This window comes from Klebsiella sp. CN_Kp097, from assembly GCF_040064495.1.
Taxonomy (GTDB): domain Bacteria; phylum Pseudomonadota; class Gammaproteobacteria; order Enterobacterales; family Enterobacteriaceae; genus Klebsiella; species Klebsiella aerogenes.
Map to the genome: position 1 here is coordinate 289,594 of NZ_JBEAIL010000007.1, position 14,958 is coordinate 304,551.

General features: G+C 54.2%; 12 protein-coding genes. 11 read left to right on the forward strand and 1 reads right to left on the reverse strand.

The features are described from left to right. The first annotated feature begins 4 nt into the window (after window positions 1–4). From ABLV07_RS11735 to ABLV07_RS11765, 7 genes are all read left to right on the forward strand, one after another. Window positions 5–1,210 (forward strand): bifunctional succinylornithine transaminase/acetylornithine transaminase, encoded by a 1,206-nt coding sequence (locus ABLV07_RS11735; RefSeq protein WP_015366354.1) that lies wholly within the window; start codon window positions 5–7, stop codon window positions 1,208–1,210. Window positions 1,211–1,228: 18 nt separating this feature from the next. Then, window positions 1,229–2,251, forward strand: coding sequence for an arginine N-succinyltransferase (gene astA / locus ABLV07_RS11740; protein WP_161798757.1), 1,023 nt, complete (start codon window positions 1,229–1,231; stop codon window positions 2,249–2,251). After that, window positions 2,242–3,708, forward strand: coding sequence for a succinylglutamate-semialdehyde dehydrogenase (gene astD, locus ABLV07_RS11745; protein ID WP_171829561.1), 1,467 nt, complete (start codon window positions 2,242–2,244; stop codon window positions 3,706–3,708). The genes astA and astD overlap by 10 nt, the downstream gene beginning before the upstream one ends. Window positions 3,709–3,730: 22 nt before the next feature. Beyond that, window positions 3,731–5,071 (forward strand): N-succinylarginine dihydrolase, encoded by a 1,341-nt coding sequence (gene astB, locus ABLV07_RS11750; protein ID WP_221914287.1) that lies wholly within the window; start codon window positions 3,731–3,733, stop codon window positions 5,069–5,071. Between the two features lie 10 nt (window positions 5,072–5,081). Continuing rightward, window positions 5,082–6,077 (forward strand): succinylglutamate desuccinylase, encoded by a 996-nt coding sequence (gene astE, locus ABLV07_RS11755; RefSeq protein ID WP_015705594.1) that lies wholly within the window; start codon window positions 5,082–5,084, stop codon window positions 6,075–6,077. A gap of 10 nt (window positions 6,078–6,087) precedes the next feature. After that, window positions 6,088–7,524, forward strand: a complete 1,437-nt coding sequence (locus ABLV07_RS11760; RefSeq protein WP_047056599.1) for an amino acid permease — start codon at window positions 6,088–6,090, stop codon at window positions 7,522–7,524. 110 nt (window positions 7,525–7,634) lie between these two features. Further along, a complete protein-coding gene (locus ABLV07_RS11765) occupies window positions 7,635–8,426 on the forward strand; it encodes a YdcF family protein (protein ID WP_047056601.1) in 792 nt (263 codons plus the stop codon). 42 nt (window positions 8,427–8,468) lie between these two features. Here the strand turns inward: ABLV07_RS11765 and gap are convergent, their stop codons facing one another. Beyond that, complete coding sequence (gene gap, locus ABLV07_RS11770) at window positions 8,469–9,467, reverse strand: type I glyceraldehyde-3-phosphate dehydrogenase (RefSeq protein ID WP_047069353.1); 999 nt, start codon at window positions 9,465–9,467, stop codon at window positions 8,469–8,471. 781 nt (window positions 9,468–10,248) lie between these two features. On the opposite strand from gap, the gene ABLV07_RS11775 reads away from it, so the two are divergent. The 4 genes from ABLV07_RS11775 to ABLV07_RS11790 all read left to right on the forward strand — a co-directional run bounded on the left by ABLV07_RS11775 (window position 10,249) and on the right by ABLV07_RS11790 (window position 14,839). Then, window positions 10,249–10,566, forward strand: a complete 318-nt coding sequence (locus ABLV07_RS11775; RefSeq protein WP_348853292.1) for a colicin V family bacteriocin — start codon at window positions 10,249–10,251, stop codon at window positions 10,564–10,566. 177 nt (window positions 10,567–10,743) lie between these two features. Beyond that, window positions 10,744–11,448 carry a CPBP family intramembrane glutamic endopeptidase gene (locus ABLV07_RS11780; protein WP_348853291.1) on the forward strand — a complete coding sequence of 235 codons (705 nt, stop codon included), beginning with the start codon at window positions 10,744–10,746 and terminating at the stop codon, window positions 11,446–11,448. Window positions 11,449–11,460: 12 nt separating this feature from the next. Further along, a complete protein-coding gene (locus ABLV07_RS11785) occupies window positions 11,461–12,738 on the forward strand; it encodes an HlyD family secretion protein (protein WP_213703586.1) in 1,278 nt (425 codons plus the stop codon). Beyond that, window positions 12,728–14,839, forward strand: coding sequence for a peptidase domain-containing ABC transporter (locus tag ABLV07_RS11790; RefSeq protein WP_348853290.1), 2,112 nt, complete (start codon window positions 12,728–12,730; stop codon window positions 14,837–14,839). Before ABLV07_RS11785 ends, ABLV07_RS11790 begins: the two co-directional genes overlap by 11 nt. Window positions 14,840–14,958 lie beyond the last annotated feature (119 nt).

Sequence of the window (14,958 nt, forward strand, 5' to 3'; positions counted from 1 at the left end):
TGTTATGTCAGGCAGTATCACTCGCGAAGATTTTGATGCTTATATGGTTCCGTGTTTCGCTCCCGCGCCGTTTATCCCGGTGAAAGCGGCGGGCTCCCGCGTCTGGGACCAGCAGGGTAAAGAGTACATTGACGTGGCTGGCGGCATTGCGGTTAACGCGCTGGGTCATGCGAATCCGGCGCTGGCTAACGCGCTGAAAGCGCAGCTGGATAAGCTGTGGCACATCGGCAACGGCTATACCAACGAACCGGTGCTGCAGCTGGCGAAAACCCTTGTGGAGTCGACCTTCGCCGATAAAATTTTCTTCTGTAACTCCGGTGCTGAAGCCAACGAAGCCGCGCTGAAGCTGGCGCGCAAGTATGCTCACGACAAATTCGGCGCCGACAAGAGCGAAATTATCGCCTTCAAAAACTCTTTCCATGGCCGCACTCTGTTTACCGTAACCGTAGGGGGGCAGCCGAAATACTCCAGCGACTATGCGCCATTACCGCAGGACATCACCCATCTGCCGTATAACGATATCGACGCGGTGAAAGCGGCGTTCTCTTCCCGCACCTGCGCGGTCATCGTCGAGCCGATTATCGGCGAAGGCGGCGTCATGCCAGCGGATCCGCAATTCCTGCAGGCACTGCGCGAGCTGTGTGATGAGCATGAAGCGACGCTGATTTTTGATGAAGTGCAGACCGGCGCCGGGCGTACCGGCCAACTGTATGCTTACCAGCACTACAACGTGGTTCCGGACATTCTCACCAGCGCGAAAGGGCTGGGCGGCGGCTTCCCAATTGGCGCGATGCTGGCGAAAGAGGCCTGGGCGCAGGTGTTCCAGCCGGGTACCCACGGCACGACTTTCGGCGGCAACCCGCTGGCGGCGACCGTCGCCAATAGCGTGCTGGCGCAAATAGATAGTGCGCTGCTGGCGGGCGTGGGCGAACGCCATACCCTTATCGTCGATAAACTCAATGCGCTGAACGCCAAATATGATCTCTTTAGCGCCGTGCGTGGGATGGGGCTGCTGATTGGCGCCGAACTGGCAAGCCATCTGCGCGGCAAAGCCAAAGCGCTGACCAATCTGGCGGCGGAAGAGGGACTGATCGCGCTGATAGCCGGGCCGGACGTACTGCGTTTCGCCCCGGCGCTCAATATTCCCCTGGCGGATATTGATGAAGCCTTCGTGCGCCTTGAGCGCGCCGTCGCCCGCTTAACCAGCTAATCCGGGAGACGGCCTATGATGTTATTTCGTCCCGTACGGGAAAACGACCTCGATGATATTGTCCGTCTGGCCTCCCGGGCGGGCGTGGGAATGACCTCGCTGCCCAATGATGCCGTGCGCCTCGCCGCACGGATCAAACGCAGCGTGGAGACCTTTGCCGGCAAGCTGACGCGCGGCGAACAGGGGTTTCTGTTTGTTCTGGAAGATACCGAACTGAGCCGGGTTGTCGGCGTCAGCGCCATTGAGGTCGCGGTGGGGCTCGACGAACCGTTCTACAATTTTCGTATTCAGAAAACGGTACGGGCATCCAAAGAGCTTGGGGTTTACAAGCATCAGGATTTGCTCAATTTAAGCTACGACCATACCGGCCACAGCGAACTCTGTACCCTGTTTCTGGACCCTGAGTACCAGAAGAACCGCAATGGCCTGCTGCTTTCCAAAGCGCGGTTTGTCTTTATTGCCGCGTTCCGCGAGTGGTTTTCACCGCATCTGTTCGCCGAGCTGCGCGGGCGCAGCGACGAGCAGGGTAATTCGCCGTTCTGGGATGCGTTGGGGCACCACTTTTTCGATATTCCTTTCGCCGATGCCGACCGCCTCACCGGTACAGGGATGAAAACCTTTATCGCCGAATTGATGCCGGCTTACCCGATTTACATCTCGCTGCTGCCGGATGATGCCCGCGAGGTGATAGGCCAGGTTCATGCTAATACCGCGCCGGCGCGGGCTATTCTCGAAAAAGAGGGGTTTGGCTGGCGCGGGTCCGTCGACATCTTCGATGCCGGCCCGGTACTGGAAGCAGAAACCGATAATATTCGCGCCATCAGAGAGAGCTACTCGCTGCCGGCGCTGCAACTCATGACGCCGCAGGCGACGCCAACCATCGTCGCCAACGGACAGTTTGATAATTTCCGCGCGGTGCTCATCGCGCAAGAGACGCCGGGAGCGCTCGATCAGCAGGCGCTGGACGCCCTGCAGGTCAATGCCACCGACCGGGTTCACGCGGTGACACTCAATCCAGAGGAAAACAGATCATGGCGGTAAACGCACAGTTTATAGCAGGTAAGTGGCAGCAGGGCGCAGGCGCGCCGTTAACCAAACTGGCGCCGGAAGACCAGTCTATTTTATGGCAGGCGAGCAGCGCCGGCGCGGCCGACGTGCAGGCCGCCTGTACTGCCGCGCGCGAGGCGTTTTATGGCTGGTCGCATCGCCCATTAAGCGAACGCATTGCCGTGGTTCAGCGTTTCGCTGCACTGCTGGAAGAGAATAAAGAGGCGCTGGCGACGTTAATTTCCCGTGAAACCAGCAAGCCGCTGTGGGAAACGCGTACTGAAGTACAGGCGATGATCGGCAAGGCCGGGATTTCCATTGATGCCTACGCCGAACGTACCGGTTATCGCGAGTCCGCTATGCCGGACGGCAAAGCGCTGCTGCGCCATAAGCCGCACGGCGTGATGGCGGTGTTTGGCCCTTACAACTTCCCGGGGCATCTGCCGAATGGCCATATTATCCCGGCGCTGATCGCCGGTAACACCGTGGTATTTAAACCGAGCGAATTGACGCCCGCGACCGCGGAACTCACCGTTCAGCTATGGCAGCAGGCCGGGATCCCGGATGGGGTGCTGAACCTGGTGCAGGGGGCGAAAGATACCGGCCAGGCGCTGCTGGAAAACCGCGATATCGACGGGGTGCTGTTTACCGGGAGTGCCGCCGCTGGCTTCCATTTCCACCGCTACCTCGGCGGCCAGCCGGAGAAAATGTTGGCGCTGGAAATGGGCGGCAACAACTCGCTGATCGTGGCCGATGTTGTCGATAGCGTTGCGGCGCTGAACGTGATTATTCAATCGGCCTTTATCTCCGCCGGGCAGCGCTGCACCTGCGCGCGTCGTTTACTGATACCGCGCGGCGAACAGGGCGATGCGCTACTTGAACAACTGATTGCTGCCAGCCGGCAGATCCGCGCCGGTAAATGGGACGCCGATCCGCAGCCGTTTATGGGCGGGGTGATTTCGCAAACCGCCGCGCAGGGCATGCTGGCGGCGCAGGCGAAGCTGGAAGCGCTGGGCGGCAAAGTGCTGCTGCGCATGAGCCAGCCTGATCCGCAGTCAACCGTGCTGACGCCGGGAATTATCGATGTTACCGGGATCGCGGTGCCGGATGAAGAGTACTTCGGCCCGCTGCTGACCGTGATTCGTTATGACCAGATCGATGAGGCGATCGCGATCGCCAATAACACCCGCTACGGTCTGGCGGTGGGGCTGATTTCAGCCGACCCGGCGCTGTTCGACAAGCTGGCCGATGAAGCGCGCGCCGGGATTGTTAACTGGAACAAACCGCTCACCGGAGCCTCCAGCAAAGCGCCATTCGGCGGTGTCGGCGCCTCCGGCAACCATCGCGCTTCGGCGTGGTATGCCGCCGATTATTGCGCCTGGCCGATGGCTTCTCTGGTCAGCGAAACGCTGACGCTTCCGGCGACGACGTCGCCAGGTCTGCCATTCTGATAACCGTTTTTGTGAGGACACTATGTCTGGATTTGAAGCGAATTTTGACGGCCTGGTGGGGCCTACGCACCACTACGCCGGGTTGTCGGTAGGCAACGAAGCGTCACAAAATAACCGCGACGGTTTATCTAACCCGAAGAAGGCGGCGCTGCAGGGGCTTTATAAGATGAAGACCCTGGCCGATCGTGGCTTTGTACAGGGCATTCTGCCGCCGCAGCCGCGGCCAAATATGACGATGCTGCGCAGTATTGGTTTTCAGGGTCGCGACGAGCAGGTTATCCAGCGTGCGGCTAAAGAGGCCCCGCAGCTATTGTCGGCCTTTAGCTCCGCTTCCTCGATGTGGACCGCCAACGCCGCCACCGTGTCGCCGTCGGCGGATAGCGCTGATGGGAAAGTGCACTTTACGGTCGCCAACCTCAACAATAAGCTGCACCGCATGCAGGAAGCGCCGATCACCTCGGCCATCCTCAGGGCGACCTTCGCCGATGAGCGTTACTTCGCGCATCACGCGGCGCTGCCGCAGCATGGCGATTTAGGTGATGAAGGGGCGGCGAACCATAACCGTTTCTGTGGGGATTATGATCGCCAGGGCGTGCAGTTTTTTGTCTACGGTAAGCGAGCCAGCGGCGGTGTTACGCCAGCAAAATACCCCGCACGTCAGACGCTGGAGGCCAGCGAAGCGGTGGCGCGTCTGCATCAGCTCGACCCGCAGTACACCGTATTCGCTCAGCAAAATCCGCAGGCTATCGACCATGGCGTATTCCACAATGATGTTATCGCCGTCAGCAACCGCCACGTGCTGTTCCATCATCAGCACGCCTTCCTGGAGCAGCGGGAGGTACTGGCGACGCTGAAGGAGATCAACGCCAGGCTGAATATTCCATTCACCAGCGTTGAAGTCCCTGACGAGCAGGTTAGCCTCGATGACGCGGTGGCCTCTTATCTGTTCAACAGCCAGTTACTGAGCAAAGCCGATGGCAAAATGCTGATCGTGGTGCCGGAAGAGTGCCGTCAGCGTGAAAACGTTTGGCGTTATCTCTCCGCTCTTGCCGCCGATAGCGCATCGCCTATCGATGAAGTGGCGGCATTCGATCTACGTGAAAGCATGCGCAACGGCGGCGGCCCGGCCTGTTTACGTCTGCGGGTTGTGCTTAACGATGCCGAGCGCGCGGCGGTCAACGCTCACAGCCTGATGAATGACGAACGCTACCGGCAGCTGACCGCGTGGGTTGAAAAGCATTATCGCGATCGCCTGCATGCCAGCGACCTCGCCGACCCGCAGCTGCTGCGCGAGGTTTATCAGGCGCTGGATGAGCTGACGCAGATTTTACATCTGGGCGCGATTTATGACTTCCAGCGATAAGGGGCCGGGAATGGAACAAAACGTCAACGATTTACTGCATTGTAAACTGCAGACATGGACCTTTCCGCCGACTATCGAAGCCAGTTGGTTAGGCGATGGCATTCTGCAACTGCTGCCAAAAACGTCATGGCGACAGGCGACGGTGCTTTCTGCCGGGGTGCACGGTAACGAAACCGCGCCGATTGAAATGTTGCTGCAGATCCTGCAGGGATTAAGCCTGGGCGAGCAGCCGCTGACCCACGCGCTGCTGGTGGTGTTCGGCAATCTGCCCGCCATTCGCGCCGGCCGTCGCTATCTGCATAACGATCTCAACCGGCTGTTTGGCGGCCGCCATCTGGCGGCGATGCCGGGTAACGAGTCGCGTCGCGCTTTTGAACTGGAGATGGCCGTACAGGCCTTCTTCCGTAGCGCCGATGTTCACGGCAAGGTGCCGCGCACGCATCTCGATCTGCATACCGCCATTCGCGGGTCAAAATATCGGCAGTTCGCGCTGCTCCCCGCTCATGATGGCGACTACAGCGCGGATTTTTATCAGCTGTTGCAGGCCAGCGGTATGGACGCCATCGTGCGCCATACCGAACCGGGCGGCACCTTTACCCACTTCACCAGCGAGAAGTTCGGCGCGCAAAGCGCCACGCTGGAACTGGGGAAAGTGATGCCATTCGGTGAAAATGATTTGCGCTTGTTTGCCGCCACCGAACTGGCGATCGGCGCGCTGATCGCCGACGGCATCATGCCGCCGCGGAGCAAAGCGCCGGTCGAATACTTTGTGGTGCAGCAGAGCATCATCAAGAGCGAGAACGGTTTTACCCTTAATCTCGACCCGAAAATTGAAAACTTTACCGCGCTGCCGGCAGGCTATGAAATCGCCCGTCAGGCACAGAAAACCTGGGTGGTCAATGCTGACGCCCCCTACATCCTGTTTCCGAATGCGGGCGTCGCCGCCGGTCAACGCGCCGGGCTGTTGCTGACCGCTACCGCGCCAAGCCTTTCCATGCCTGCTTGAAGGAATCAACATGACTGAACATCAACGAGAGGGGCTGGTTCATCCTGCCACCGACGGGGAGTGCCCGTCGCAGCTCAAACGCGGCCTTGGCGCCCGGCACATTCAGATGATTGCGCTGGGCGGCGCTATCGGCACCGGACTGTTTATGGGGGCGGGCAGAAACATCGCCGTCGCCGGAACATCCATTCTGCTTATCTATCTACTGGTAGGTTTCTTTACCTATATGGTGATGCGGGCGATGGGGGAGCTGTTGCTGACCCGCCTGGATTACCGTTCGTTTGCGGATTTCGTCGGCGACTATCTTGGCCCGCAGGCCAGTTTCTATCTGGGCTGGACCTACTGGCTTAGCTGGGTGGTGACCTGTATCGCCGACGTGGTGGTTTGCGGCAGCTATATGCAGTACTGGTTTCCGGAGATGTCGGCATGGATGCCCGCGTTGAGTACGCTTGGGATCCTGTTCTTGTTTAATTTGTTGTCGGTAAAAATGTTCGGCGAGGCCGAATTCTGGTTTGCGCTGATTAAGGTCATCACCATTATTGCGCTGATTTTAACCGGCGCGTGGATGATTGCTATCGGCTGGACTTCGCCGGACGGCGTGAAGGCTTCGTTAGGCCATATCACCGACCCGACGGCCTTTATGCCGCACGGGGTGACCGGTTTCTTCGCCGGTTTCCAGATAGCGATCTTCTCCTTCACCGGTATTGAGCTGCTCGGCACCATGACGGCGGAAACACGCGATCCTGAGCGCATCCTGCCGAAGGCGATTAACGCGCTGCCGCTGCGCATCATTATTTTCTATCTGCTGTCGATGGTGGTGATTATTGCCGTGGCTTCATGGCCGGGCGTCTCGCCGGATGCCAGTCCGTTCGTGACCCTGTTCGCCAAGGCCGGGCTACCTGCCGCCGCGGCGGTGATAAACTTTGTCGCCTTGACGTCGGCCATGTCGTCGGCGAACAGCGGCGTTTATTCCAGTACCCGCATGCTGTACGGCCTGTCGGTGGAAAAACATGCGCACTGGCAGTTCCGTATACTATCGCGTAATACTCGCATTCCGGTACGTAGCCTGCTGTTCTCCTGCTTCTGCATGCTAAGCGGTACGTTACTGCTGTTCCTGGTGCCAAATGTGATGACGTTGTTCACCATCGTTTCAACGCTGGCGGCGGTCATGGTGGTTTTCAGCTGGGGTATGATCCTCGTGGCGTACCTGGTGTATCGCCATAAACGCCCGGACCTGCACGCGCGGTCGAAATTCAAAATGCCGGCGGGAGTGGTGATGTGCTGGCTGAGCCTGCTGTTTTTCGCCTTCTCAATCTTCATTATGATTTTCGACCCGGATACGCTGCTGGCGCTGATGGCCTCGCCGCTGTGGTTTATCGCGCTATGGTGCTTCTGGAAAGTGAAACAGAAGCGCGAAGGGCAACTGGCATTGGATAACGCCAGCGCCTGATGATACCCGGCAGCTGAAGCGTGGCTGCCGGATTTTCCTTTTCGCCGTAGCGCGGTTTATGATGTCGCCCGACACTTCATTGTTGGATCAGGACAGAAGAAGGAAAGGGTATGACAGAGCATTTCCCGGCGCTTTCACACGACACGTTAGCGGCGGCCAATCTCATCGGAGACTGGTTGGCGCAGGATGATTTGCCGCAGAATGCGCAGCCGCAGATTGCGGTGTTGGCCGGTAACGCGGTGATCCCGACCATTGACGCCGCCTGTCGGCTCGCGGCTCAGAGGCAGATTCCACTATTGATAAGCGGCGGTATTGGTCATTCGACGACCTTTCTTTACGACGCCGTACAAAAGCATCCGCACTATCAGGCGCTGCAGGTAGAGGGGCGTCCGGAATCGCATATCCTGGCGGACATCGCCGAACAATTCTGGCAAATTCCGCGCGATCGCATCGTGGTGGAGGACCGTTCAACCAACTGCGGCGAAAACGCGTGGTTTACCCGCCGGTTACTGGAAGAGCGTGGACTGGATCATACCTCTGGCGTGGTGATTCAGGATCCGACGATGCAGCGTCGGACGATGGCGACGTTTGCCCGCGTCTGGCTGGAGGCACCGGTGAAGCCGCAGTGGTGGAGCTATCCTGGTTGTTCGCCGCGGCTTGAAAACAGCGCTGCTGGCCTGAGATTCAGCGGAGACGATAGTGGATTGTGGCCGGTGGGGCGTTATCTGGCGCTGCTGCTTGGCGAGCTGCCGCGTCTGCTGGACAACGCGCAGGGTTATGGCCCCAACGGTAAAGGGTTTATTACCCACGTCGATTTCCCACGTGATGTTAGCGCGGCGTGGCAATGCTTGCGTGAAGATAAGCTTTTGAGCGAGGCGCTGAACGCCAGAACGCTGGGGTAGGGAGAAAGGCGGATAGCCGCAGCTATCCGCTGGTTCCTGAGTTTACTTCGCGAATTTATCCAGTACGCGGACAAGCTGGGTAACAAAGCCGTACTCGTTATCGTACCAGGCCACGGTTTTCACGAGCTGTACGCCGCCGGCTTCCATGATCTCCAGTTGAGTCGCATCATAGATTGAGCCGAAATGGCTGCCAATAATGTCGGAGGAGACAATTTCCTCTTCGGTGTAGCCAAAAGATTCATTGTTCGCCGCCGCATTTTTCATGGCCTGATTAACCTCTTCAGCGGTGACTTTCTTCGCCAATACGGAAACCAGTTCCGTCACTGAGCCGGTTTTAGTCGGCACGCGCTGGGCGTGACCTTTCAGTTTCCCGCTGAGTTCCGGAATCACCAGACCAATGGCTTTTGCCGCGCCGGTGGTGTGCGGAATAATGTTTTCCGCCGCCGCTCGCGAGGCGCGCAGGTCTTTGCCACGCGGCCCGTCCACCAGCGATTGCGTACCGGTATAAGCGTGAATAGTGGTCATGGTGCCCACGGTAATGCCGAAAGCATCGTTGAGCACTTTAGCCATTGGCGCCAGACAGTTGGTGGTGCAGGATGCAACCGAAATGATGGTGTCATCCGGGTTCATGGTGTCGTCGTTAACGTGATAAACGATGGTTTTCATCTCGCCGGCAGGGGCGGAAATCAGCACTTTCTTCGCGCCGGCGGTCAGGTGCGCCTGCGATTTTTCCGCCGACGTATAGAAACCGGTACATTCAACAATCACCTCAGCGCCTGCGGCTTTCCACGGAATATGCTGAGCCTCTTTTTCCGCATAAACGGTGATTTTTTTACCATTAACGATCAGCGCATCTTCTGTAAAATCAACGCTCCATGGGAAAGGACCGTAGTTAGAGTCATGTTTAAGCAGGTAGGCTAAGACTTTCGGTGAGGTGAGATCGTTGATGGCCACGACCTCCAGCGGGCTATTTACTTCTAACAGGCGGCGAAGTACTAAACGTCCTATACGACCAAATCCATTAATCCCAAGTTTGCTCATGGATATTCTCCTGGTGGTGAAGTTGATACGTTAAAACTTCTTCAGGCAGAGCGGGGAGAGTAAACTATTTACTTTCAGCGGCTTAGCAGTTCACCTGCGGTGTTTCTATTGCTAAGTTACCTGCCTGAAGCGTCTTCAGTAACTGTCACATGGAGCCAGATGGTGCGAAGGAAGTATAACGCCGGGTCGGAGGTGGTTCCAATGTTCTTACCGCGACAGCACAACAAAAAGAGTGCCTACCATTGTTCGCTATTTCATGCGGCGTTGAGTGGTAAATATGATCTACATCACAATAACAGAAATTAGAAAAAGCGCAGAAGGATATAGCTACATCGAGGTTGTATTGATAACTATAGCGGTGGTTCAGCACAACATTGATAATGAGAATGAATATCATTCATTGACATCTGGTCATATTAATGTAACCTTGCATTAGGAATAATACAGGGATGAATAGAAAATGGATTGCGGCCTGAGGAATAATTATCAACCCATAACTTAAAAATTTAAAAATCATGCCGAAATTCCATCCTGCTGGCATGAAATGCGGGAAGGAAAATCTGCAGGGTAAATCATAATGCGGGTGTTTAAAGATATTATCCTTGCCGGGAGCATTCTCTTTTCTGTCTTATATTCTGTTTTCTCGTTGTGCGATGTTTTGTTGATGATGCAGATATTTTATTGGCACCCAGAGCACTACTGTCTGTGTTTGCTATTGGATGTATATATTTTCTGAGCAATGCTTATTTTTGGCTGTTGAATTACATAAGGAATATGAAAGATGAAAGAGCTGACAAATAAACAGTTGGGTATGGTCTCCGGTGCAGGGGGGGATATTGGGCGGGAAATTGCTCAGGGAATCGGCGCTGGGGCTGGCACATTTGTAGGCGGAACTCCTGGTTCCATAACCGGTGGGATCGCAGGGGGACAGGTTTATGACTGGGCTGCAACAAAAACACCGGACCCAGCGATGTCCCCATCTGGTCTGGGCGGAACGCTCAAACAAAAACCAGCTAACCTTCCATCCGAAGCGTGGAATGCAGCAGCAGGCAGAGAATGCTACTGGAGTCCGAATAACCTCAACGATATTTGTTACTGACAGATGCTGATTGGCGTACGGGTATAAACCAGTCTAAAAGCCAATAAGGATAGCTGTCAGCGTATGGAAGAGCATGTTATCAGCTCTTCCATCTCTTAACCTTTAAAACTAGCCATAATTGAAGTTTGTCAGTCGAGTGGGAGTCGTCCACGCCTTTTGGCGCCGATGGAATAAAAAATGAACGTTGACGGATATAACCGCGAGTACAATATTGCAAGAAACAAAGCCGTAACCGGCTGTTTTGCCATGTTTGCGCTATTTTTTGGCATCACATGTTTGCCGCTTTTTTTCGAGGGCAGCAAAGACCTTATGATGACGGGATATCTCTATCCACTACTTTTCGGACTAGAGTTCCTGGCAATTGCCCCCCTTTATTATCTCTATTTCTACAAACGCGAGGGTATGGGGAGAGGAAATTTTCATTTCGGCATTTTTATTATACTTTTCCTGTGTATTCTGTTGATCCAATTTCTGTTGCCTTTTGTCACTGCAGGCTATCAGACTGAAAACTGGTCAGCTTCTCAGATGCGACTGGATAGGCATGTATTCTGGCTAAATGCCATTGTGATGATTCTATTGGTTCCTGCTTATGAAGAGATGGTCTTCCGCGGCTGCCTTTTCAGTGTGTTTAAATACTGGCTCGGGAATAACAATTATGCGGCGGCTGTCGCTGTGTCTGTAGTATTTTCAGCCTGTCATTTACAGTACATAGACTGGCGATCGTTCCTGATATTATTTCTGGTTTCGCTGATGCTAGTTATCGGGAGAATAAAAACAAGCGGAATACTGATGCCAATTATTCTTCATGCACTGATGAACGCGGTCGTAATTGGTATTCAGTATGTGTCATTCCTCCAGTATTCCGGAGAGGCTTTGCCATAGCGGGAATGAAATATGTTCCGTAAGGAAGCGCTCGAAAACAGGGATAAAACATGGTGTGGCAAAGCAGTATTACTACCGGGAATCTCCTCTCGGCTGGTTATAATTACCAGCGCGCTTTTTTTCGTCTGCTTCATTGTTTTAATTAGTACCTGCACTTATACGCGACGTATTAGCGTGCAAGGTGAAGTTACCACCTGGCCGAGACCGGTTAATGTCTATTCCGGTGTCCAGGGATTTGTCGCGACACAGTTCGTCCGGGAAGGGGATCCTGTAAAAAAAGGTGATCCTGTTTATCAAATTGATGTCAGTAAAAGTACACGTAGAGGCGTGGTCAATGAGACTCAACGACAGGATATCGAAAACCAATTGAAGCGCATCGCCGAGATTATCGCTCGCCTTAGAGAGAGTAAGGAAACCACTTTGCGGATGCTTGAGCAACAGAAAATACAGTATAGCGCCTCTTTTGAACGCTCGGCAGGCATTGTCAGGCGTGCTGAGGAGGGAATAAAATTAATGAAAAATAATATGGATAATTACCGACGGTACCAGCAGCAGGGGTTGATTAATAAGGACCAGTTAACCAGTCTGGTGGCCTTGTACTACCAGCAGCATAATAGTTTGCTCAGCCTGAGCGCGCAGCATGAACAAAATGCTCTACAGTTAACCAATCTGGAAAGTCAAATTCAGACGCAGGCGGCGGAATTTGACAACCGGGTTTATCAGATGGAACTGCAGCGCTATGAGCTACAGAAAGAGCGGATTAATACTGATGCGGGAGGCGATATTATCATTCGTGCCTCATCAGACGGCAAAATTGATTCATTAAGCGTCACCCCAGGTCAGATGGTCAGCGAAGGCGACAGTCTGCTGCAGATAATTCCAGAAAAAATACAACGCTATTATTTGGTTCTTTGGGTACCCAATGAAGCCGTTCCATATATTTCAGTCGGTGATAGGGTGAATATCCGCTACGAAGCCTTTCCGGCTGAAAAGTTTGGTCAGTTCTCGGCGAAAGTCACACTCATTTCCCGGACGCCAGCCTCCTACCGTGAAATGCAGACCTATACGACCGCCCCGATTAACTCTACGGCAGGTGCGGCTGCTTACTACAAAGTTGTGATTAGTCCAGAAAAGCAGGCTGTCAGCTACGCCGGCAAGCGTCTGCCTCTGGAAAATGGCATGAAGGCACAGAGCACGTTATTTCTGGAAAAACGTAAAATCTATCAGTGGATGCTCTCGCCATTCTACGATATGAAGCGCAGCGTTACGGGGCCGATTCATGAACCGTAACCACTTCATATCATCCATCGAGGAGAAATTGGATCTGAAATTTCGGCGGCGAGTCCCGGTCGTTCATCAGACAGAAACGTCAGAATGTGGACTGGCCTGTCTGGCGATGATATGCGGACATTATGGTCGTAATATCGACATGATCGCCCTACGTCGCCAAATAAATCTGTCTGCCCGTGGAGCCTCGCTTGCCAGTGTTCAGCAAACCGGGATTGAGTTAGGGATGGAAAGCCGGGCATTGTCACTGGATCTCCATGAACTTAATGCTCTCAGAATGCCCTGTATCCTGCACTGGAATTTTAATCATTTCGTGGTGCTCGTTAGCGTACGTAAGAATCGGTTCGTGCTTCATGACCCTGCGAGGGGGCGAAGAACTGTCGGGAGCGATGAAATGTCACAGTGCTTCACCGGCGTGGCGCTGGAGGTCTGGCCCGGCAGTACATTTGTGCAGGAAACGATGAAGAGCCGAATCGGAATACGGGCATTAATCAGCAGCGTGCAGGGTATCCGGGGCGTACTGAGCAAAATTTTCTCTCTGTCGCTGATTATTGAAGCTATCGGCCTGGTGATGCCTGTCGGTACGCAGTTGGTGATGGATCATGCTATTCCTGCGAATGACCGGGGACTGCTCATGCTTATCTGTGGAGTCCTGATGTTTTTTATTTTGGGGCGTACTTTGGTTAGCGTGATCCGCGCATGGTCATCCCTTGCGATGGAGTCATTGATAAATGTGCAATGGCAGTCGGGGCTATTCCGTCATCTGCTCCAGTTGCCGTTGACCTATTTTGAGCGACGAAAGATGGGCGATATTCACTCCCGCTTCAGCTCGTTGGATGCGCTTCGCGCCACGTTTACAACCTGTGTGGTGGGGGCAATGATGGACAGCATCATGGTTGCCGGTCTCTTGTTGATGCTTATCCTGTACGGTGGAAAATTGACGGTTTTTGTACTGGGCTTTACAGCGGTATATGTCTTCATTCGTATATTGACCTATAGCCGGTACCGCCAGCTGTCGGAAGAAGCGTTAATCGCCGGAGCCCGTGCTGGTTCATATTTTATGGAAACACTCTACGGAATAGCTACGGTTAAAATGCAGGGAATGGCAGAACGGCGTGGGAGCCACTGGCTGAACCTGAAGATTGATGCCATCAATACCGGTATCAGACTCAGCCGACTTGATATGTTCTTCGGCGGCATTAACACGTTTGTGGCGACGTGCGATCAGGTGACTATTCTGTGGCTGGGCATCAGTCTGGTTATGGAGAACCAAATGACTATCGGCATGTTTGTGGCATTTGGCGCATTCCGCGCGCAGTTTTCTGACCGGGTAGGATCGCTGGTCAACTTCTTATTACAGCTGCGTATGATGAGCCTGCACAACGAAAGGATTTCGGATATCGCTTTGAATGAAAAGGAAGAAAGAAAACCGGATTTAGGATTAAAGGCAACCATGTCTCCGGCTAGTCTGGAGATTAAAGCGCTAAGCTTCCGTTACGACAGCCAGTCAGCACCCGTCTTTAGCGGCCTTAGTTTCAGGACCCGAGCCGGCGAGAGTGTGGCCATTACCGGGCCCTCAGGTTCGGGGAAAACCACGCTGCTCAAAGTACTGTGCGGCTTGTCTGAACCGATATCAGGGACTGTCTTAATGAATGGTACGGATATCAGGCAACTGGGGATAAATAACTATCATCGCTTGATTGCCTGCGTAATGCAGGATGACCGGCTGTTTTCTGGCTCAATTCGGGAGAATATCTGCGGATTCACTGAAAATATTGATGATGCCTGGATGAGAGAATGTGCCCGGACAAGCCGTATTCATGACGTGATATTGGCTCTGCCAATGGGGTATGAGACGTTAATCGGAGAACTGGGGGAGGGGCTATCTGGGGGTCAGAAACAGAGGATTTTTATTGCCCGGGCGCTTTATCGCCGTCCGGATATATTATTCATGGATGAAGCCACCAGCGCACTGGACGCAGAGTGTGAAAAAGACGTCAGTCTGGCAATGAAAAAGTTGAATATAACCCGAATAATTATTGCTCACCGTGAAACGACCCTGCAAACCGCGGACAGGATCATCACCCTCGGCGAATCCAATTAACAGCCAATATCCTAATCCACTGCGGCCATTTGGTTTGCGATGCGGTTGAATAATGAACACAAAGCGGAATGGCAGGAGTGGCAGGGCCTGCAGTGAGTTACCCACAAACTATGCGATCT

Coding starts and splice junctions, on each gene's coding strand:
- astB (WP_221914287.1), top strand. CDS start 3,731: ATGTCTGGATTTGAAGCGAATTTTGACGGCCTGGTGGGGCCTACGCAC.
- ABLV07_RS11775 (WP_348853292.1), top strand. CDS start 10,249: ATGAAAGAGCTGACAAATAAACAGTTGGGTATGGTCTCCGGTGCAGGG.
- astD (WP_171829561.1), top strand. CDS start 2,242: ATGGCGGTAAACGCACAGTTTATAGCAGGTAAGTGGCAGCAGGGCGCA.
- astA (WP_161798757.1), top strand. CDS start 1,229: ATGTTATTTCGTCCCGTACGGGAAAACGACCTCGATGATATTGTCCGT.
- gap (WP_047069353.1), bottom strand. CDS start 9,467: ATGAGCAAACTTGGGATTAATGGATTTGGTCGTATAGGACGTTTAGTA.
- ABLV07_RS11765 (WP_047056601.1), top strand. CDS start 7,635: ATGACAGAGCATTTCCCGGCGCTTTCACACGACACGTTAGCGGCGGCC.
- astE (WP_015705594.1), top strand. CDS start 5,082: ATGGAACAAAACGTCAACGATTTACTGCATTGTAAACTGCAGACATGG.
- ABLV07_RS11790 (WP_348853290.1), top strand. CDS start 12,728: ATGAACCGTAACCACTTCATATCATCCATCGAGGAGAAATTGGATCTG.
- ABLV07_RS11785 (WP_213703586.1), top strand. CDS start 11,461: ATGTTCCGTAAGGAAGCGCTCGAAAACAGGGATAAAACATGGTGTGGC.
- ABLV07_RS11780 (WP_348853291.1), top strand. CDS start 10,744: ATGAACGTTGACGGATATAACCGCGAGTACAATATTGCAAGAAACAAA.
- ABLV07_RS11735 (WP_015366354.1), top strand. CDS start 5: ATGTCAGGCAGTATCACTCGCGAAGATTTTGATGCTTATATGGTTCCG.
- ABLV07_RS11760 (WP_047056599.1), top strand. CDS start 6,088: ATGACTGAACATCAACGAGAGGGGCTGGTTCATCCTGCCACCGACGGG.